Genomic DNA, 20444 nt, shown 5'->3' with positions numbered 1-20444 from the left:
CAGGTGATCTTTGCTGGGAAACCCGGGCCCGGGGCATTCCGCCGGGTTGGCGGCGGAATGCCCACTTGCAGGCTCCGGGGTCAAGCCTAAAGCGTGGACATGGGGTCCGTTAAACGGAGTCCCTTACTCGCCCTTGGCCTTCGCGATGATCTCCTCGGCGACGTTCCGCGGAACCTCGGCGTAGGAGTCGAACTGCATGGAGTAGCTGGCACGGCCGGACGTCTTGCTGCGCAGGTCGCCGACGTAGCCGAACATCTCCGAGAGGGGCACGAGACCCTTCACGACGCGGGCACCCGCCCGCTCCTCCATGGCCTGGATCTGGCCACGGCGGGAGTTGATGTCGCCGATGACCTCACCCATGTAGTCCTCGGGCGTGGTGACCTCGACGGCCATCATCGGCTCCAGGAGCACGGGCGAAGCCTTGCGCGCGGCCTCCTTGAAGGCCTGCGAACCGGCGATCTTGAACGCGAGCTCGGAGGAGTCGACCTCGTGGTAGCCGCCGTCGATGAGCGTGACGCGGACGCCCGTCATCTCGTAGCCGGCCAGGATGCCGAACTGCATGGCCTCCTGGGCACCGGCGTCCACCGAAGGGATGTACTCCTTCGGGATACGGCCACCGGTCACCTTGTTCACGAACTCGTACGAGGCGTCGCCGCCCTCGATCGGCTCGATCGCGATCTGCACCTTGGCGAACTGACCGGTACCACCGGTCTGCTTCTTGTGGGTGTAGTCCACGCGCTCGACGGTCTTGCGAATCGTCTCACGGTAGGCGACCTGGGGCTTGCCGACGTTGGCCTCGACCTTGAACTCACGGCGCATACGGTCGACCAGCACCTCGAGGTGCAGCTCGCCCATACCGCCGATGATGGTCTGGCCGGTCTCCTCGTCCGAGTGGACCTGGAACGACGGGTCCTCCTCGGCCAGGCGCTGGATCGCGACGCCGAGCTTCTCCTGGTCGCCCTTCGACTTGGGCTCGATCGCGACCTGGATGACCGGCGCCGGGAAGTCCATGGACTCCAGGATGACCGGGCTCTTGTCGTCGGACAGCGTCTCACCGGTGGTGGTCTGCTTCAGACCCATGACGGCGACGATGTCACCGGCGCCCACCGACTCGATCTCCTCACGCTTGTTGGCGTGCATGCGGTAGATCTTGCCGATGCGCTCCTTCTTGCCCTTCACGGAGTTCAGCACCTGGGTGCCGGACTCCAGACGGCCGGAGTACACGCGGACGAAGGTGAGCTTGCCGAGGTGCGGGTCGCTCATGATCTTGAACGCCAGCGCCGCGAGGGGCTCCTCGTCCGACGGCTTGCGCGCGACGACCTTCTCCGCGTCCTTCGGGTCGTGGCCCTCGATGGCCTCGACGTCGAGCGGGGAGGGAAGGTAGCGCACGACCGCGTCGAGCAGGGGCTGCACGCCCTTGTTCTTGAACGCGGTGCCGCAGAAGACGGGGGTGACGGTGGTGCTGTCGCTCTTGCCCGACGCGATGGTGATACGACGGATCGCCGCGTAGAGCTGCTCCACGGAGGGCTCGGTGCCCTCCAGGTACAGCTCCATCAGCTCCTCGTCGTTCTCGGCGACGGCCTCGAGCAGCTTGCCGCGGTACTCCTCGGCAGCCTCGGTGTGCGTGGCCGGGATGTCGACGACGTCGTACATCTCGCCCTTGGCCGCCTCGGCGGACCACACGAAGGCCTTCATCGTCACCAGGTCGACGACGCCCTTGAAGTCGGCCTCGGCACCGATCGGGAGCTGCATGACCAGCGGCTGCGCACCGAGGCGGTCGCTGATCATGTCGACACAGCGGTGGAACTCGGCACCGGTACGGTCGAGCTTGTTGACGAAGCAGATACGCGGAACGCCGTAGCGGTCCGCCTGACGCCACACCGTCTCGGACTGGGGCTCGACGCCGGCGACGCCGTCGAACACCGTCACGGCACCGTCGAGTACGCGCAGGGAACGCTCCACCTCGACGGTGAAGTCGACGTGGCCCGGCGTGTCGATGATGTTGATGGTGTGGTCGACGTCTTCCAGCGGCCAGTGGCAGGTGGTGGCAGCAGAGGTGATCGTGATGCCACGCTCCTGCTCCTGCTCCATCCAGTCCATGGTGGCAGCGCCGTCGTGGACCTCACCGATCTTGTACGAGACGCCGGTGTAGAACAGGATCCGCTCGGTGGTGGTCGTCTTGCCCGCGTCGATGTGGGCCATGATCCCGATGTTGCGGACCCTGGCCAGGTCAAGCGAAGTGGTAGCCATAAGGCTTCAGTCTTCTCTCGGTCTCGATGTGGACTGCGACTACCAGCGGTAGTGCGCGAAGGCCTTGTTGGACTCGGCCATCTTGTGCGTGTCCTCGCGCTTCTTCACAGCGGCACCGAGGCCGTTGCTGGCGTCGAGGAGCTCGTTGAGCAGACGCTCGGTCATGGTCTTCTCGCGACGGGCGCGGGAGTAACCGACCAGCCAGCGCAGCGCCAGGGTGTTGGCGCGGCCGGGCTTGACCTCGACCGGCACCTGGTAGGTGGCGCCACCGACACGGCGGGACTTGACCTCGAGGGTCGGCTTGATGTTCTCGAGAGCGCGCTTCAGCGTGATGACCGGGTCGTTGCCGGTCTTCTCGCGCAGGCCCTCCATGGCGCCGTAGACGATGCGCTCGGCGGTGGAGCGCTTGCCGTTCAGCAGCACCTTGTTGATCAGGGAGGTCACCAGAGGAGAACCGTAGACCGGGTCGATGATGACCGGGCGCTTCGGGGCGGGGCCCTTACGAGGCATTCTTACTTCTCCTTCTTGGCGCCGTAACGGCTGCGAGCCTGCTTGCGGTTCTTGACACCCTGGGTGTCGAGCGAGCCACGGATGATCTTGTAACGAACACCCGGCAGGTCCTTCACACGGCCGCCGCGCACGAGCACGATGGAGTGCTCCTGCAGGTTGTGTCCCTCACCCGGAATGTAGGCGGTGACCTCGATCCCGCTGGTCAGACGCACACGCGCGACCTTACGCAGGGCCGAGTTCGGCTTCTTCGGGGTGGTCGTGAACACACGCGTGCAGACGCCACGGCGCTGAGGGGAACCCTCGAGTGCGGGCGTCTTGTTCTTCTCGACCTTGTCCTGCCGGCCCTTGCGGACCAGCTGCTGGATCGTAGGCACTACTTCTCCGGTTTCTGTGTGCCGATGGGTACAGCTAACCTGGAACATCTCCGACCCACGCGGTCGGGTGTGTCGCATCCGGCGGACTCCCACCGCGAGGCAGAAGAGGGCGCTGAATGGCGGTGGCCGTTTCTCAGCCCCCGGTGCGGTGTGATGGCACGCACGAAGGCCAGGGCACACCCCAGGCACAAGGTCTGAGCGTACCTAGCTCACGGACTCCGGTCAAAACAAATGGAGCGCGGCCCGACACGCCGGACTTCTCCCGCTTCGCCCCACCACCCTCACGATCCCCTCCGTACGGGCCCCCTCGCCGTGCGTAGCCGCTCCCCGGCCGGTCCGTGGCCGATCCGTGGCCGATATCCCATGTTGGCCGGATCGCGCCCTTTACACGGTCGGCGGTCAGTACTTTGATCCGTCCGCCGCAGACGAACGGGGGGTTCAGCCTGATGACATCGGCGTCGCACGGACCGGAGGACGTCGGTCTGGAGGACCGGGTGCCGTTCCTGGCCCGCCTGGAGAGCCAGGAACGGACCGCGCTGCTCGCGCTCGGCCGCGAATTGCGCTTCGCTCCCCGGGTCGTCCTGCTGCACCAGCGCGAGCCCTCCTCGCACGTCCTGTTCCTGGTGCAGGGCTGGACGAAGGTCACGGCCGCGGCGGCCAACGGCTACGAGGCGCTGCTCGCCCTACGCGGTGCCGGGGACGTCGTCGGCGAGTCGGCGGCGCTGACCGGGCGTCCCCGGTCGGCGACGGTGACCGCGCTGGAGCCGGTGCGGGCGGTGGCCGTGGAGCACGGGCGCTTCAAGGACTTCCTGGGCCACTCCCCCGCGGTGTCCTTCGCCCTCCTCGGCCTCACGGCCGACCGCACCCGGGCGGCCGACCGGCGGCGCCTGGAGTTCGCGTCGATGAGCGTCCGCCAGCGCTTCGCGGTGCTCCTGCTGGATCTGGCCCGCAGCCACGGCCGCCGTACCGCCGAGGGCATCGAGCTCGCCGTTCCGCTCAGCAAGCAGGAACTCGCGGGCTCGGTCGGCGCGTCGCGGGAGATGGTCCAGCGTCTGCTGCGCGAACTGCGCGAGAAGGAGGCCGTCTCGACCGGCCGCCGCACCCTGCTGATCCTCCGCCCCGGCATCCTCCGCCGCATCGCCGCCGACCAGCCGACCCCCGGCATCCCGTCCCCACGCACGCGATAACCACGGGCAGTCGCGCCTCCCCCAGTGCCCTAAAGGCCTGGGAGGCACCCCCAGGGCGGCGCGGGTGGGCGATGGGGGTCCCCCCGCTCATGGGGGCACCTCCCGCTCGAGCGGAGCCGAGAGTGGGGGAGAAGCCGAGAGTGGGGGAGGCACCCCGCAATCGCCGGGCTGCGCGCCCACCCCCGCCCAGCACCGGCACCCGCACCAGCACCCCCGTTCTGTGCACACGTTCACACTTCCAATGGGTCATACGCCCTCACGCCCCACGCCCCGCTCCCGCCACTCTGCTGCCCTGCACGGCCACCCCACCGTCTCGAAGGGCGACCATGACCGACCCCGTGAGCCGCACGATCCTGTTGCTGGACATCGAGAGGTTCAGCGACCGGGACGACGTCGAACAGGCGTACCTGCGGCGCATGCTCTACGACGTCACCGACCGCGCACTGGAGACCGCCGGCATCGACGAGACCCTGCGCATGCGGGCCGACCGCGGGGACTCCGTGATGGAGCTGATCGACGCCAACGCCCCGGTCACGGCGCTGCTGCGGGCCCTGCTCACCGGCGTGCCCGAGCAGTTGCGGGCCGTCAACCGCATGGCGTCCCGCTCCGCGCAGATCCGGCTCCGCGGTGTCGTCGCCGGCGGATACGTGGCCGTCGACCGCCACGACGGCTGGGTCGGCACCGACCTGAACCACGCCTGCCGGCTGCTGGACGCCGCCCTGCTGCGCGCGGCCCTGCGCGAGCGCGCCGACGACTTCGCCCTGTGCGTCTCGGACTCCGTCTACACCGGTGTCGTACGGCACGACCACCCGGGCGTCCCGGCCGCCGAGTTCCACCGCGTGACGGTGGACAGCAAGAACGGCCCGCTGACGGCGTGGCTGCACGGCCCCGTACCGGCGGGCTCCGCCGACCGGAGCGGGGATTCCCAGGACCGCGGTGACCGGGGGGCGGGGGAGGCGCCGGGCGGGTCGGGGGACCGCCCGGCGCCGGCCGCGTCCGCCCCGGAGGACGGTCCTCACCCAAGCCGCCCGGCGCCGGCCGGACATCGGGGAGCCCCGGCGCCGGGCCCAGTTCTCGACATCAGTGGCGGCACGGTGAGCTTCGGCGGCGGTTACGTCGCCGGCGACCAGCACGGCGTCTCCGGAGGCCAGGTCACCGGCGACGTCGTCATGGGCACCAAGACGGAGCGGGGCGAGCGGCCGTGAGCGGACAGGAACCCCCGGCCGCCGGCGGCGGCGACGCCGCTCCCCCACCGGGCGGGACCGCCCCCGACGAGGCTTCCGGAGACGGCTCCGCCGAGGAGTCGCAGGAACGCGACCAGCCGCAGACCGCGTGGTCGGCCCGGCGCGACCTGGTGGACCACAGCCCGCGCACCATGAAGGTCGGCACGCACTCCCGGTTCGGGGGCGGCTACACCGAAGGCGACCAGCACGGCGTCTCCGGCGGCCGGGTCACCGGCGACGTCGTCATGGGCACCAAGACGGTCCACCACTGGTCGTTCCCCGGGCTGTCCACGGCCGCCTCCGCCTCGGGCGAGATACCACGCGGCACCCTGGAACGGCTCGCCGCCTCCTTCGTCACCGCCGGCGACACCTTCGACGACCTCGTGGACCGGCTGCGGCGCGACCGCGTCCTGGTGCTGTCCGGCGCCCGCTTCACCGGCCGCCGCACGGCCGCCCTGATGCTGCTGCACCGGCTCGGCGCCGACCCCGTGGTCGCCCTCGACCGCGAGACCGGCCCCGGCTCCCTCGCCGACCGCTTCACCGCACGCGACGACACGGCCGGCGGCACGGACACCGTCACCGCCCGCGGCTATGTGCTGTGCGACCTGGAGACCCGCCGCGGCAACGCCCTGCGCGAGACCCATCTGCTCGGCGCCGCGGACCGGCTCGCCGAGAAGAACGCGTACGCGGTGATCACCGTCGGACCCACCGCCGTCCTGGAGGACGACGTGTCCGCGGCCGACTGGCGGCCGCCCGCCAACGGGGACGTGCTCGCCGCTCACCTGCGCGTCCGCGCCGGTGAGGACGTCGTGGCACGCCTGCTGGACATGCCGGCGGTCAAGGAGTTCCTCGGCCACGGCCACCAGCTGCGCGAGGTCGCCGCGTTCGCCCAGCTCCTCGGCCGGTACGCCGCGGGCGAGGCCACCGAGCGGGAGATCGCCGACTTCTCGCTCGTATCGCTGGAGAACCAGGTCCAGGAGTGGTTCGAGGAGGACGAGAACACCGTCCACCTGCGCGACAAGGCGTTCCTCATCGCGCTCGCCGCCTTCGACGACGGCCCGTACGCGCTCACCGCCGAACTCGGCGACCTGCTCTACGGCTTCCTCCAGCAGACCCAGAACCGGTCACTGGCCGCCGAGATCCCCGTCTTCGGCACCCACATCGGCAAGCGCCTCCAGCTCGCCCGCGCCCGCCGCTACGAGGACGAGGAGCACACCGAGTGGGGCCCGGTGACCCAGACGAAGGCAGCGTTCCACGACGAGCGGGCCTCGCTGGTGCTGCTGCGGGAGGTGTGGACGGGCCACCCGTCGGCCCGGCCGGCTCTGATCGCCTGGCTGCGCCACCTCGCCGACGACGGCCGGCCCCTCGTACGCACCCGCGCCGCGTCCACCGTCGCCGTCCTCGCCCGTACCGACCTGCCGTCCGCGATGGCGCTGGTCATCGAGCCGTGGGCGATGTCCAACCGGTTCCGCCACCGGCTCGTCGCGGTCAACTCGCTCACCCTGGCCCACCACATCGGCACCCCCAACGTCCCGCGCATCCTCGACGCCTGGTCCTCGGCCGAGGACCGCCGGCTGCGCTGGGTGGCGGTCCGGGCATACGCGCTGATCGGGCCGGAACGGCCGGCGCAGGCGCTCGCCGCGCTGCGCGACGCCACCCGCGAGCTGTACAAGCGATTCGGCGACCCGGACGACTTCGACGTGGAGATGGCGCGGGAACTCGCCGAGGCCGTGGAACTGCTGCTGCTCTCCCCCGCCTCCTCGGAGGTCCTCGCCGACCTGCTCTCCCGCCTCGACGACGAACGGGCCGTGCGCGACCTCTCCCTCGGCGGCTTCGTCAACGCCTGCCGCCGGACCGAGGGCGACGAGCGGTACGGCACCCCGCTGGTCCTGCAGTGGTACGCCGGCTCCGCCACCGACGACGACCGGACCGTGGCCGAGGGCATCGCGCGCCTGTGGCGGGAAGCCCTCGGGGACCCCGGGTACACCCGCCTCGCCCTCGACTCACTGCGTGACTGGGTGCTCGCGGCGAGCCGCTCCACGACCACCGAGTGGGCCCTCGCCTCGCTGCTGCCGAGGCTCGTCACCACCCAAACCGAGTACCAGCGGCTGAGCCATCTGCTGCGCACCATGCCCGGCGAGGACGGCAACCCTCCACCGGAGGTGGCAGCCCGTCTGCTGAGCACGCTCCCACCCCGCTGACGAAAGACGTCCCATGCCTTCCTTCCACCGCCCGCCCGAGTGGCAGCAGCCCGCCGACCGGCACACGCGGCTGATCGACCCGGTGCTCACCGTGCGGCAGCTCTCCCGCTTCGAGCTGTCCCTGAAGCACGTGGTCCGCATCGACCACGCGCTGGTCTTCTCCACCCCGAAGGGCGGGTACGAGGCCTATCCCCCGCCGACCCGGCCGAGCCGCAGCGAGATCGCGGCCCGCCGGTACACCGCGGTGTACGAGGTGGACATGGGTGTCCATCCCTTCACCGACACCCTCGCCCTGCCGAGTGACAACGACGCGTTCGAGTTCACGGCGGAGGTGGACGTCTCCTGGCAGGTGCTGGACGCGGCGCGGTTCGTGGCGAGCGGCATCAGGGACGTGCCGGCGCTGCTGATCGGCGAGCTGCAGCAGGCGGCCCGGCCGGTCACCCGCGGCTTCGCCGTCGCCGACAGCGGGGCGGCCGAGCGGGAGCTGCTGCGCGCGGTCATGCTCGTCGGACCGCTCGGCGCCACGGCGGGGCTCCAGGTCACCTGGACGCTGCGACTGCGCCGTGACCAGGCGAACATCGACCACCAGCAACGGCTCCAGGCCATCGACCACTCGGCGGCCGAGCAGATCCGCACGGCACAGCAGGGCATGCAGGTCGACGTCGAGATGGACCAGCGCCACCGGCAGCAGGACGAACTGCAGCTCGAACGGGCCATGGAGTACGGGCGACGGCAGCAGGAACTGGCGCTGCAGCAGCAGCGCTGGCAGCACGAGCAGGCGATGCTGCAGGGGCAGCAGATGCTGGAGCTGCAGCAGATCGAGGCCCAGAAGATCGAGTTCTACCAGTGGCACCTGTCGCAGGGCGGTGTGCAGTCCTGGGCGCTCCACCTGGCACAGCACCCGGAGGACTCGCACCTGGTGATGAGCAGCATGCGCGAGGACCAACTCCGCATGATCCAGGCGCAGATGGATCTGGTGAAGGAACTGCTGAGCGGGGAGGGCGCGGAGAAGTTCGAGCTGGAGGGCCCCAAACAGCTGGCGTTGCGCACCGTCAGCGACATCCTCAACCAGCGCCTCCCGGGCGTTCCCCAGAACCCGCCCCTGCTCCCTCCGGCCGGCCACCCCGGCCCCGCCCCGGCACCCGGCGCGGGCCCGAGCGCCCCGCCTCCACCGGAAACACCGCCGACGGCCCCGCCGTACACGCCCCCGGTCCCCACGACGCCGTACCCGCCGGAAGCGTCACCCGCCACGCCCGCGGGCCGTCCACCGGCACCGCCCCACGCCCCTCCGGCCCCACCGCCCGCCATGCCGTACGCCCCTCCTGCGGCGCCCCCGCCCCCCGCGCCCGCCTGGCAGCCGCCGCCCGGGTACGGCACGACACCCACCGCGCCCGTGGATGCCGCACCGCCCGCCCCGCCCACCGGCCGCCCCGGAACCGCCGACGGCCCCGCAGGGCCGGCGGAGGACGACACCGGCCAGGGGGAGGGCCGATGACGGCCGACCCGGTGCCCGCCCCGGCGACGGCGGCCGCGGACACCCCCGACCCCGCTCCGGCTCCCCCGCGCCTCCCCTCACCGCCCGCCGCGTCCCGTACGCAGCTGTGCGAACGGCTGTTGGCGGACCTGCGTACCGAGATCGCCCGCGCCGACAGCAAGGCGGCCGTCCTGGTCGCCGCCCTCGGCATCACCGCGGGCGTGTTCAGCGGCCTGCTCGCCGGACGGGACTGGTCGCCGGACGCCCTGTCGGGGGCCGGGGCGGCGGTGTGGTGGACCGGGGCCTCCTCCCTCGCCCTCTCCCTGTTCGCGCTGCTCCTGGCCGTACTGCCCCGCTATCGCAGCGGGGCGTGGGTCCTCGGGCAGCCGCTGTCGTACTTCGGGGACATCCAGCGGGCCGTGCAGGCGGGCCGGCTGGATGCCGCGCTCGCCGACACGGAGGCCGACCCGGTGGCCGGGCTGACGGCGGCACTCACGGAGACGAGCCGGATCGCCTGGCGCAAGCACCAGTGGATCCGCACCGGCCTGATCGCCTTCTGCACCGGGACGCTTCTGCTGCCCGCCTCCCTGCTGATCGGCTGACCCACGGGCCGGCCACCGCTCACGTCACGCGAAGGAACCACCATGACCCAGCCCCCGCCGACCCCACCGGAGTACCCCGAGCCGACCGGCCGGCCCCACCAGCCGGGGGCCGCGCAGGTCCCGCCGCAGTATCCGCCGCCGTATCCCCAGCAGCCCGCGCCGCAGACCCCGCCCGGGCCCCTGTCCGCCGTCCCCCCGCAGTATGCGCAGCCACCCCAGTACCCGCAGGCGCCGCAGTACCCGGAGACTCCCCAGTACCCCCAGGCACCCCAGCACCCGGAGACTCCCCAGTACCCGCAGGCACCCCAGCACCCGACCCCGGGATTCCAGCAGTACCCGTCACAGCCCCCGCCCGCGCCGGCGCCCCCGCCCCACATCCCTCCGCAGGCCGCTCCCCCTCCGGCGCCCGACTCCCCGCTGCACCCGCACCACATCAGCACCGACCGGGGCCGGGTCCACATCTCCGGCCAGCAGCGCCACACCGATGCCACCGCCTTCGGCAACCTGCTCCTCCACCTGCCGAACTTCCTGTGCAGCCTGGTCGTCGTCGGCCTGGTCTCGCTCCTCTTCGGAGGTCTCGGCATCCTGGTCGTCCTCGCCTGGCTCGCCAGCGGCGCACTCGTGTTCCACCGCCCGACCGAAAGCGCCCTCGCGCGCCATCTGCTCCGTCTGCGCTACCCCACGCCGCAGGAAAGAGCCAAAATCGAGCCGGTCTGGCGCGAGGTGACCGCCCGTGCGGGCGTGGAGGGCCGGAACTACGAGCTGTGGGTCGAGGACAGCGACAGCCTGAACGCGGTCGCCGCGGCCGGACACATCGTCGGCGTCACCCGGTTCGCCATGAACCAGCTGCCCAACGGGGAGCTGGCCGCCGTCATGGCCCACGAGCTGGGCCACCACGTCGGCGGCCACGCCTGGTCCGGGCTGCTCGGCTACTGGTACGCGCTGCCCGGCCGGATCGCCTGGCGGGTACTGCGCGCCGTCACCGGATTCATGTTCCGGGTGTCGCGGGTGTTCTCCTGCTTCGGCGTCCTGTTCTTCGGGCTGTTCGTCGGCGCCGTCGCGCTCGCCACGATCAGCACCCTGTACGGCCTGCCGCTGCTGATCCTCGCCATGCCGTACGCGCTCGCCGCCGTCGGGCGCCGCTCCGAGCTGCGCGCGGACCAGCATGCCGCCGCGCTCGGCTTCGCCCCGATGCTGGCCGCCGTCCTGGAGAAGCTGCACCACCAGGAGCAGCAGCAGGTCGCGGCCCTGACCGCCGCCAACGGCGGTGCGCCGGTCGCCGAGACCCCGGTGAGCAAGCTGCTGTCCTCGCACCCGGACTACTACACCCGGCTGCACCACCTGCAGCCGTACCTCCAGCCGAGCCGCTGAGCCCCGGCCCGTCGGTCAGGAGGAACCCGCCAGCACGGCCAGCAGGGCGAACAGGCTCAGGAACACCGCCCAGCCGGCGACCGACAGCCAGCCGAGCACCAGCCCCGTCAGGGCGAAGCCGTCACCGCCCTCGCCGGTGCGGCGTATCTCCGACTGCGCCATGTGGCCGAGGATCACGGCCGGTAGGCCGGTGAGCCCACCGGTGGCCACGCACAGGACGCCGCAGATCATCGAGGCGATCGCCTTGCCGTTGGTCCTCGGCTGCGGCCGGGGCAGGAAGGTCGCCGGGACCGGCCCGGCGGCCGCCACCGGCTGCGGCAGCGGGCCCTGCGGCAGATCGGCGACCAGCAGCGACAGCTCCGCCACGGTGCGGGCCGCGTAGGCCCGGGAGACGCGCTTCTCGAACTCGGGGTGGTCCAGCCTGCCCTCGCCGTATCCGGCCCGCAGGACGTCCACCGCGCGCTCACGGTCGGCGTGCGAAGCCAGCATCGGTGGAGCGCCGGGTCCCTGCAACGGGTTGCCCTGCCACGGAGTCGGGTACGACACGGCTGCCTCCCGGGGGCGGGACAGATGTCCCTGCTTTTCTGTTTCACCCACTTGAACGCACCGTACCGGGAGATTGGTTCCACCGACCCTCCCGTGCCGGGCGGCCACCCCGCCCCGGCATGCCGAAGGGCGGCCACCCCGTACGGGGTGGCCGCCCTTCGTATCAAGCGACCCGCTTACTGGTTGTACGGACCGTAGTCGTAGTCCTCCAGCGGAACGGCCTGGCCGGAGCCGGTACCGAACGGCGAGTAGTCGATGTCGTCGTAGCCGACGGCCGAGTACATCGCGGCCTTGGCCTCCTCGGTCGGCTCGACCCGGATGTTGCGGTAGCGGGAGAGACCCGTACCGGCCGGGATGAGCTTACCGATGATGACGTTCTCCTTGAGGCCGATGAGGCTGTCGGACTTGGCGTTGATCGCCGCGTCCGTCAGGACTCGGGTCGTCTCCTGGAAGGAGGCGGCCGACAGCCAGGACTCCGTCGCCAGCGAGGCCTTGGTGATACCCATCAGCTGCGGACGGCCGGAGGCCGGGTGACCGCCCTCCTGGACCACACGACGGTTCTCGGTCTCGAACTTCGAGCGCTCGACCAGCTCGCCGGGCAGCAGCTCGGCGTCGCCCGACTCGATGATCGTCACACGGCGCAGCATCTGCCGGATGATGATCTCGATGTGCTTGTCGTGGATCGACACACCCTGCGAGTTGTAGACCTTCTGGACCTCGCCGACCAGGTGGACCTGGACGGCACGCTGCCCCAGGATGCGCAGCACGTCGTGCGGGTTGGTGGCACCCATGGTGAGCTGCTGGCCCACCTCGACGTGGTCGCCCTCGCCGACCAGGACCTTGGCACGCTTCGAGATCGGGTACGCCGTCTCGTCGCTGCCGTCGTCCGGGGTGACGACGAGCTTCTTGGTCTTCTCGGTCTCCTCGATCCGCACGCGGCCGGAGGCCTCGGAGATCGGGGCGACACCCTTCGGGGTACGGGCCTCGAAGAGCTCGACGACACGGGGCAGACCCTGGGTGATGTCGTCACCGGCCACACCACCGGTGTGGAAGGTACGCATCGTCAGCTGGGTGCCGGGCTCACCGATGGACTGGGCGGCGATGATGCCGACCGCCTCACCGATGTCGACCAGCTTGCCCGTGGCCAGCGAACGGCCGTAGCACATCGCGCAGGTGCCGACGGCGGACTCGCAGGTCAGGACCGAGCGGGTCTTGACCTCCTCGACGCCGCGCGAGACGAGCTCCTCGATGAGGACGTCGCCCAGGTCGGTGCCGGCCGGGGCCAGCACCTGCCCGTCGACGACGATGTCCTCGGCGAGGCAGCGCGCGTACACGGACGTCTCGACGTCGCCCTCCTTGCGGAGCACGCCCTCCGCGTCCCGGCTCGCGATCTTGAGACGCAGACCGCGGTCGGTGCCGCAGTCCTCCTCGCGGATGATGACGTCCTGGGAGACGTCGACCAGGCGACGGGTGAGGTAACCCGAGTCGGCGGTACGCAGAGCGGTGTCCGCCAGACCCTTACGGGCACCGTGCGTGGAGATGAAGTACTCCAGCACGGACAGACCCTCACGGAACGACGCCTTGATCGGACGCGGGATCGTCTCGTTCTTCGCGTTCGACACCAGACCACGCATACCGGCGATCTGACGCATCTGCATCATGTTGCCTCGTGCGCCCGAGTTCACCATCATGAAGATCGGGTTGGTCTTCGGGAAGTTGTCGTTCATCGCCTCGGCGACCTCGTTGGTCGCCTTGGTCCAGATGTTGATGAGCTCCTGCGTGCGCTCGTCCTTGGTGATCAGACCGCGCTCGTACTGCTTCTGGACCTTCTCGTCCTGCGCCTCGTAGCCGCGGACGATCTCCTTCTTCGCCTCGGGAACGACGACGTCGGAGATGGCGACGGTGACACCGGAACGGGTGGCCCAGTAGAAGCCGGACGCCTTCAGGTTGTCGAGCGTCGCCGCCACGATGACCTTCGGGTAGCGCTCGGCGAGGTCGTTGACGATCTCGGAGAGCTGCTTCTTGCCGACCTCGTAGTCGACGAACGGGTAGTCCTCGGGCAGCAGCTCGTTGAAGAGCGCACGGCCCAGGGTGGTGTTCAGCCGGAAGCTGTCACCCTGCTGCCACTCGGGCTCGCCCTCCTCGCGCGCCGGCGGGGTCCAGCCGCGCGGCGGGATGGTGCCGACCGGGAAGCGGACGTCGATCTTCGACTGGAGCGACAGCTCGCCCGCGTCGAAGGCCATGATCGCCTCGGCGACCGAGGCGAAGGAACGGCCCTCGCCCTTGAGGTCGCGCATCTCGCCGTCGGTGGTGAGGAAGAACAGACCGAGGACCATGTCCTGGGTCGGCATCGTCACCGGACGGCCGTCGGCCGGCTTGAGGATGTTGTTCGAGGACAGCATCAGGATGCGGGCCTCGGCCTGCGCCTCCGCGGACAGCGGCAGGTGCACGGCCATCTGGTCACCGTCGAAGTCCGCGTTGAACGCGGTGCAGACGAGCGGGTGGATCTGAATGGCCTTGCCCTCGACCAGCTGCGGCTCGAAGGCCTGGATGCCGAGGCGGTGCAGCGTGGGCGCACGGTTCAGCAGCACCGGGTGCTCGGCGATGACCTCTTCGAGGACGTCGTACACCACGGTGCGGCCGCGCTCGACCATGCGCTTGGCCGACTTGATGTTCTGCGCGTGGTTCAGGTCGACCAGGCGCTTCATCACGAACGGCTTGAACAGCTCCAGCGCCATGGCCTTCGGCAGACCGCACTGGTGCAGCTTCAGCTGCGGGCCGACGACGATCACGGAACGCGCCGAGTAGTCGACTCGCTTGCCGAGCAGGTTCTGACGGAAGCGACCCTGCTTGCCCTTGAGCATGTCGGACAGCGACTTCAGCGGACGGTTGCCGGGGCCCGTCACCGGGCGGCCGCGGCGGCCGTTGTCGAAGAGCGCGTCCACGGCCTCCTGGAGCATGCGCTTCTCGTTGTTCACGATGATCTCGGGCGCGCCGAGGTCGAGAAGCCGCTTCAGTCGGTTGTTGCGGTTGATGACACGGCGGTACAGGTCGTTCAGGTCGGAGGTCGCGAAGCGGCCACCGTCCAGCTGCACCATCGGACGCAGGTCCGGCGGGATGACCGGCACGCAGTCGAGCACCATGCCCTTGGGGCTGTTGGACGTCTGCAGGAACGCGGAGACGACCTTGAGGCGCTTGAGCGCACGGGTCTTCTTCTGGCCCTTGCCGGTGCGGATGATCTCGCGGAGCTTCTCGGCCTCCTCCTCGAGGTCGAAGGACTCCAGGCGCTTCTGCAGCGCCGCGGCACCCATCGAGCCGTCGAAGTACGTGCCGAAGCGGTCGCGCAGCTCGCGGTAGAGCAGCTCGTCGCCCTCGAGGTCCTGGACCTTGAGGTTCTTGAACCGGTTCCACACCTCGTCGAGACGGTCGATCTCGCGCTGCGCACGGTCGCGCAGCTGCTTCATCTCACGCTCGGCACCCTCGCGCACCTTGCGGCGCACGTCGGCCTTGGCGCCCTCGGCCTCGAGCTCGGCGAGGTCGGTCTCGAGCTTCTTGGCGCGGGCCTCGAGGTCGGCGTCGCGGCGGTTCTCGACCTGCTGGCGCTCGACGGAGACGTGGGCCTCCAGCGAGGGCAGGTCACGGGTGCGGCGCTCCTCGTCGACGTACGTGATCATGTACGCCGCGAAGTAGATGACCTTCTCGAGGTCCTTGGGAGCCAGGTCGAGCAGGTAGCCCAGACGGCTCGGGACACCCTTGAAGTACCAGATGTGCGTGACGGGAGCGGCCAGCTCGATGTGGCCCATCCGCTCACGGCGCACCTTGGCGCGCGTGACCTCGACGCCGCAGCGCTCGCAGATGATGCCCTTGAAGCGGACGCGCTTGTACTTGCCGCAGTAGCACTCCCAGTCCCGGGTCGGACCGAAGATCTTCTCGCAGAAGAGTCCGTCCTTCTCGGGCTTGAGGGTGCGGTAGTTGATGGTCTCGGGCTTCTTGACCTCGCCGTGGCTCCACTGACGGATGTCGTCAGCGGTGGCCAGGCCGATCCGGAGCTCGTCGAAGAAGTTGACGTCGAGCACTATGCGTCAATCCCTCTCAGGGTCGTAAGTCTTGGGGTCTGATACGGGGGTCCTGGGGAGGGCGGCCCGGAGTTCACCGGGCCGCCCCACTCCCGTCAGACCTCTTCGACGCTGCTCGGCTCGCGCCGGGACAGGTCGATGCCGAGCTCCTCCGCAGCGCGGAAGACGTCCTCGTCGGTGTCACGCATCTCGATGGACATACCGTCGCTGGACAGCACCTCCACGTTCAGGCACAGGGACTGCATCTCCTTGATGAGGACCTTGAAGGACTCGGGGATGCCGGGCTCGGGGATGTTCTCGCCCTTGACGATGGCCTCGTAGACCTTCACGCGGCCGGTGACGTCGTCGGACTTGATGGTCAGCAGCTCCTGGAGCGCGTAGGCGGCGCCGTACGCCTCGAGTGCCCACACCTCCATCTCGCCGAACCGCTGGCCACCGAACTGAGCCTTACCGCCCAGCGGCTGCTGGGTGATCATGGAGTACGGGCCGGTCGAACGCGCGTGCAGCTTGTCGTCGACCAGGTGGTGCAGCTTCAGGATGTACATGTAGCCGACCGAGATCGGGTCCGGGAACGGCTCACCGCTACGGCCGTCGAACAGCCGCGCCTTACCGGTCGGGAGCACCATGCGCTCGCCGTCGCGGTTCGGGATGGTGTGCTGGAGCAGACCCGCGAGCTCGTCCTCACGCGCACCGTCGAACACCGGGGTGGCGACGTTGGTGCCGGGCTCCACCTTGTCGGCGCCGATGGCCTGCAGCCGCTCGGCCCACTCCTCGGCGAGACCGGAGACGTCCCAGCCGCGGCTGGCGAGCCAGCCGAGGTGGATCTCCAGGACCTGTCCCGGGTTCATTCGGGACGGCACACCCAGCGGGTTGAGGATGATGTCGACCGGGGTCCCGTCCTCGAGGAACGGCATGTCCTCGATGGGAAGGATCTTGGAGATGACGCCCTTGTTGCCGTGCCGGCCGGCGAGCTTGTCACCGTCGGTGATCTTGCGCTTCTGCGCGACGTAGACGCGCACCAGCTGGTTCACACCGGGGGGAAGCTCGTCGCCCTCCTCGCGGTCGAAGACGCGCACACCGATGACCTTGCCGGTCTCGCCGTGCGGCACCTTCAGCGAGGTGTCACGGACCTCACGGGCCTTCTCACCGAAGATCGCGCGCAGCAGGCGCTCCTCGGGGGTCAGCTCGGTCTCGCCCTTCGGGGTCACCTTGCCGACGAGGATGTCACCGGCGATGACCTCGGCACCGATACGGATGATGCCGCGCTCGTCGAGGTCGGCGAGGACCTCCTCGGAGACGTTCGGAATGTCCCGGGTGATCTCCTCGGGGCCGAGCTTGGTGTCACGGGCGTCGACCTCGTGCTCCTCGATGTGGATCGAGGAGAGGACGTCGTCCTGCACGAGGCGCTGCGACAGGATGATCGCGTCCTCGTAGTTGTGACCCTCCCACGGCATGAACGCGACCAGCAGGTTCTTGCCGAGCGCCATCTCACCGTTCTCGGTGGCCGGACCGTCGGCGAGGACCTGGCCCTCGATGATCCGGTCGCCCTCGGCGACGATGACCTTCTGGTTGACCGAGGTGCCCTGGTTGGACCGGGAGAACTTGGCGAGGCGGTACGTGATGTACGTGCCGTCGTCGTTGGCGGTGGTGATGTAGTCCGCGGAGACCTCCTGGACCACACCCGCCTTCTCGGCCTTGACCACGTCGCCGGCGTCGACGGCGGAGCGGTACTCCATGCCGGTGCCGACGAGCGGGGCCTCGCTCTTGATCAGCGGCACGGCCTGACGCATCATGTTCGCGCCCATGAGGGCACGGTTGGCGTCGTCGTGCTCGAGGAACGGGATCATGGCGGTCGCGACCGACACCATCTGGCGCGGCGAGACGTCCATGTAGTCGACCTCGTCACCGGGGACGTAGTCGACCTCGCCGCCGCGGCGGCGGACCAGGATGCGGTTCTCGACGAAGCGCATGTCGTCGTTGAGCGGCGCGTTGGCCTGCGCGATGACGAAGCGGTCCTCCTCGTCGGCGGTCAGGTAGTCCACCTCGTCGGTGACCTGGCCGTCGACGACCTTGCGGTACGGCGTCTCGATGAAGCCGAACGGGTTGATCCGCCCGTAGGAGGCGAGCGAACCGATCAGACCGATGTTCGGGCCTTCCGGCGTCTCGATCGGGCACATGCGGCCGTAGTGCGACGGGTGGACGTCACGGACCTCGAAGCCGGCCCGCTCACGGGAGAGACCACCCGGGCCGAGGGCGTTCAGACGACGCTTGTGCGTCAGCCCCGACAGCGGGTTGTTCTGGTCCATGAACTGCGACAGCTGGCTGGTGCCGAAGAACTCCTTGATGGAGGCGACGACCGGCCGGATGTTGATCAGGGTCTGGGGCGTGATCGCCTCGACGTCCTGGGTGGTCATGCGCTCGCGCACGACGCGCTCCATACGGGCGAGACCCGTACGGACCTGGTTCTGGATCAGCTCGCCGACGTTGCGGATACGGCGGTTGCCGAAGTGGTCGATGTCGTCGGTCTCGACGATGATCGAGCGGCCCGACTCGCCGACCGTCTCGGTCTCACCGGCGTGCAGCTTCACCAGGTACTTGATGGTGGCGATGATGTCGTCGGTGGTGAGCACGCCGGCGTCCAGCGGCTCGTCCCCGCCGAGCTTCTTGTTCACCTTGTAGCGGCCGACCTTGGCGAGGTCGTAGCGCTTGGGGTTGAAGTACAGGTTCTCGAGCAGCGTCTGCGCGGCCTCACGCGTGGGGGGCTCACCCGGACGCAGCTTGCGGTAGATGTCGAGCAGCGCGTCGTCCTGGCCCTGGGTGTGGTCCTTCTCCAGGGTGGCGCGCATGGACTCGTACTCGCCGAACTCCTCGAGGATCTGCTCGGTGGTCCAGCCGAGCGCCTTCAGCAGGACGGTGACGGACTGCTTGCGCTTGCGGTCGATGCGCACACCGACCATGTCGCGCTTGTCGATCTCCATCTCCAGCCAGGCACCCCGGGAGGGGATGATCTTGGCGGAGAAGATGTCCTTGTCGGACGTCTTGTCGATGGAGGAGTCGAAGTAGACGCCGGGCGAGCGGACCAGCTGGGACACCACGACACGCTCGGTGCCGTTGATGACGAAGGTGCCCTTGTTCGTCATGAGCGGGAAGTCGCCCATGAAGACCGTCTGGGACTTGATCTCGCCGGTCTCGTTGTTGGTGAATTCGGCGGTGACGAAGAGCGGGGCGGCGTACGTGAAGTCGCGCTCCTTGCACTCGTCGATGGAGTTCTTCGGCGGCTCGAAGCGGTGGTCGCGGAAGGTCAGCGACATCGACCCGGAGAAGTCCTCGATCGGGGAGATCTCTTCGAAGATCTCCTCCAGACCGGACTTGGTGGGGACGTCCTGCCCGTTCTCGAGAGCCTCCTCGACGCGAGCCTTCCAGGCGTCGTTCCCGAGCAGCCAGTCAAAGCTCTCGGTCTGCAGCGCGAGAAGGTTCGGAACCTCGAGGGGCTCCTTGATCTTTGCAAAGGAGATGCGCAGCGGGGCGGTGCTGGCGCCGTTGTTCGTATTCGCGGTCGAGGCGTTGCGCGAGGCGGCCAAGAGGGGGTCCTTCCGAGGGCTCGGACTCACTACGCGCGTACCGGCCCCCCACCGTGCACAGGGACAGAATCCTCCGATGGGGAGAAAACCCCAGGTCAGAGATCATTTGTCGTCGGTGCTCGAGCGAGGGCATGCCCCTGGTGACGGGCAGGGGACAGCTAACAGGCAGCGCAAAGGGTCAGTGTAGCCACTTGGCACACTGATGTCCAGTGCGGTGTACGAGACCGGGTAGAGGCCCTCGTTGTTCTCAACTCCTGCGACAAGGCGCTGCCCTCAACGCACCGTGATACTGCCCTCTTTGCCGTCGATCCATGCCTCGGATTCGGATCCTTGTGACGACGCGTCCTGAGAATTGCGCGCTGCGTGCGGTTCGTCAAGGCCCCCTTGCCCCGACCGCCTGCCTCGAGGCGATTCTCCGCGGGCCCCTGGAGGCACAACGAAGATCACCATACCCCCCGCCGTCCCGGGTGCAAGGCAGCCGCCGCCGGACCCCCGGTACGCCGAAGAGCGACCACCCGGATGGATGATCGCTCCTCAGCGCTTGAGCGTTACACGTCCCGTGGAACGTGCCTACGGATCCTGCCGGACCCGCGGGGTCTTACTTGACCTCGACGGAGGCGCCGGCGCCCTTGAGGGACTCGGCGGCCTTCTCGGCCTGCTCCTTGTTGACCTTCTCGAGGACCGGCTTCGGGGTGCCGTCGACGAGGTCCTTGGCCTCCTTCAGACCCAGGGAGGTCAGCTCACGCACGACCTTGATGACCTGGATCTTCTTGTCGCCGGCGCCGGTGAGGATGACGTCGAACTCGTCCTTCTCCTCGGCGGCCTCGACCGGGGCGGCCGGGCCGGCCGTGCCGGCGACGGCGACCGCGGCGGCGGCGGTGACGTCGAACTTCTCCTCGAACGCCTTCACGAACTCGGAGAGCTCGATGAGGGTCATCTCCTCGAACTGCGCGAGCAGGTCTTCCTGGCTGAGCTTCGCCATGATGGCGGTCCTTCCACTAAATCGGCAGGTGCCGGATGTACGGGGTGAGGCGGGCGTACGTCGGGCC

The 20444-nt window shown here is 69.4% G+C and carries 13 protein-coding genes; 6 read left to right on the top strand and 7 right to left on the bottom strand.

The window, feature by feature from the left end:
- Positions 1-123: 123 nt before the first annotated feature.
- From fusA to rpsL, 3 genes are read right to left on the bottom strand one after another with little or no spacing between them, the layout of a single operon-like run.
- Positions 124-2250 (bottom strand): elongation factor G, encoded by a 2127-nt coding sequence (gene fusA / locus ACZ44S_RS35245; protein ID WP_190166807.1) that lies wholly within the window; start codon positions 2248-2250, stop codon positions 124-126.
- 39 nt (positions 2251-2289) lie between these two features.
- A complete protein-coding gene (gene rpsG / locus ACZ44S_RS35240; RefSeq protein ID WP_003998848.1) occupies positions 2290-2760 on the bottom strand; it encodes a 30S ribosomal protein S7 in 471 nt (156 codons plus the stop codon).
- A gap of 2 nt (positions 2761-2762) precedes the next feature.
- A complete protein-coding gene (gene rpsL, locus ACZ44S_RS35235) occupies positions 2763-3134 on the bottom strand; it encodes a 30S ribosomal protein S12 (protein WP_003948652.1) in 372 nt (123 codons plus the stop codon).
- 446 nt (positions 3135-3580) lie between these two features.
- On the opposite strand from rpsL, the gene ACZ44S_RS35230 reads away from it, so the two are divergent.
- From ACZ44S_RS35230 to ACZ44S_RS35205, 6 genes are all read left to right on the top strand, one after another.
- A complete protein-coding gene (locus ACZ44S_RS35230; protein ID WP_466936752.1) occupies positions 3581-4321 on the top strand; it encodes a Crp/Fnr family transcriptional regulator in 741 nt (246 codons plus the stop codon).
- A gap of 326 nt (positions 4322-4647) precedes the next feature.
- Positions 4648-5526, top strand: a complete 879-nt coding sequence (locus ACZ44S_RS35225; RefSeq protein ID WP_466936750.1) for a hypothetical protein — start codon at positions 4648-4650, stop codon at positions 5524-5526.
- A complete protein-coding gene (locus ACZ44S_RS35220; RefSeq protein ID WP_466936748.1) occupies positions 5523-7745 on the top strand; it encodes a hypothetical protein in 2223 nt (740 codons plus the stop codon). Before ACZ44S_RS35225 ends, ACZ44S_RS35220 begins: the two co-directional genes overlap by 4 nt.
- 13 nt (positions 7746-7758) lie before the next feature.
- Complete coding sequence (locus ACZ44S_RS35215; protein ID WP_466936746.1) at positions 7759-9240, top strand: hypothetical protein; 1482 nt, start codon at positions 7759-7761, stop codon at positions 9238-9240.
- Complete coding sequence (locus ACZ44S_RS35210) at positions 9237-9821, top strand: Pycsar system effector family protein (RefSeq protein WP_466936744.1); 585 nt, start codon at positions 9237-9239, stop codon at positions 9819-9821. The genes ACZ44S_RS35215 and ACZ44S_RS35210 overlap by 4 nt, the downstream gene beginning before the upstream one ends.
- 42 nt (positions 9822-9863) lie before the next feature.
- A complete protein-coding gene (locus tag ACZ44S_RS35205) occupies positions 9864-11192 on the top strand; it encodes a M48 family metalloprotease (protein WP_466936742.1) in 1329 nt (442 codons plus the stop codon).
- 15 nt (positions 11193-11207) lie between these two features.
- Here ACZ44S_RS35205 and ACZ44S_RS35200 read toward each other — a convergent pair whose 3' ends face one another.
- The 4 genes from ACZ44S_RS35200 to rplL all read right to left on the bottom strand — a co-directional run bounded on the left by ACZ44S_RS35200 (position 11208) and on the right by rplL (position 20377).
- Positions 11208-11681 carry a DUF1707 and DUF4190 domain-containing protein gene (locus tag ACZ44S_RS35200; protein WP_190166865.1) on the bottom strand — a complete coding sequence of 158 codons (474 nt, stop codon included), beginning with the start codon at positions 11679-11681 and terminating at the stop codon, positions 11208-11210.
- Between the two features lie 233 nt (positions 11682-11914).
- Positions 11915-15814 carry a DNA-directed RNA polymerase subunit beta' gene (locus ACZ44S_RS35195; protein WP_466936740.1) on the bottom strand — a complete coding sequence of 1300 codons (3900 nt, stop codon included), beginning with the start codon at positions 15812-15814 and terminating at the stop codon, positions 11915-11917.
- A 95-nt stretch (positions 15815-15909) separates the two neighbouring features.
- Complete coding sequence (rpoB, locus tag ACZ44S_RS35190) at positions 15910-19395, bottom strand: DNA-directed RNA polymerase subunit beta (protein WP_466936738.1); 3486 nt, start codon at positions 19393-19395, stop codon at positions 15910-15912.
- Positions 19396-19993: 598 nt separating this feature from the next.
- Positions 19994-20377 (bottom strand): 50S ribosomal protein L7/L12, encoded by a 384-nt coding sequence (gene rplL, locus ACZ44S_RS35185; RefSeq protein ID WP_466936736.1) that lies wholly within the window; start codon positions 20375-20377, stop codon positions 19994-19996.
- Positions 20378-20444: the final 67 nt, after the last annotated feature.

Source organism: Streptomyces malachitofuscus (assembly GCF_055571035.1).
The sequence above is the reverse complement of the archived record's forward strand: the minus strand, read 5'-3'. Positions and strand labels throughout refer to the sequence as shown.

Bases quoted from the DNA above. Each gene is read 5' to 3' on its own strand.
- fusA (WP_190166807.1), bottom strand. From the start codon at position 2,250: ATGGCTACCACTTCGCTTGACCTGGCCAGGGTCCGCAACATCGGGATC.
- rpsG (WP_003998848.1), bottom strand. From the start codon at position 2,760: ATGCCTCGTAAGGGCCCCGCCCCGAAGCGCCCGGTCATCATCGACCCG.
- ACZ44S_RS35230 (WP_466936752.1), top strand. From the start codon at position 3,581: ATGACATCGGCGTCGCACGGACCGGAGGACGTCGGTCTGGAGGACCGG.
- ACZ44S_RS35225 (WP_466936750.1), top strand. From the start codon at position 4,648: ATGACCGACCCCGTGAGCCGCACGATCCTGTTGCTGGACATCGAGAGG.
- ACZ44S_RS35215 (WP_466936746.1), top strand. From the start codon at position 7,759: ATGCCTTCCTTCCACCGCCCGCCCGAGTGGCAGCAGCCCGCCGACCGG.
- ACZ44S_RS35210 (WP_466936744.1), top strand. From the start codon at position 9,237: ATGACGGCCGACCCGGTGCCCGCCCCGGCGACGGCGGCCGCGGACACC.
- ACZ44S_RS35205 (WP_466936742.1), top strand. From the start codon at position 9,864: ATGACCCAGCCCCCGCCGACCCCACCGGAGTACCCCGAGCCGACCGGC.
- ACZ44S_RS35200 (WP_190166865.1), bottom strand. From the start codon at position 11,681: ATGCTGGCTTCGCACGCCGACCGTGAGCGCGCGGTGGACGTCCTGCGG.
- rplL (WP_466936736.1), bottom strand. From the start codon at position 20,377: ATGGCGAAGCTCAGCCAGGAAGACCTGCTCGCGCAGTTCGAGGAGATG.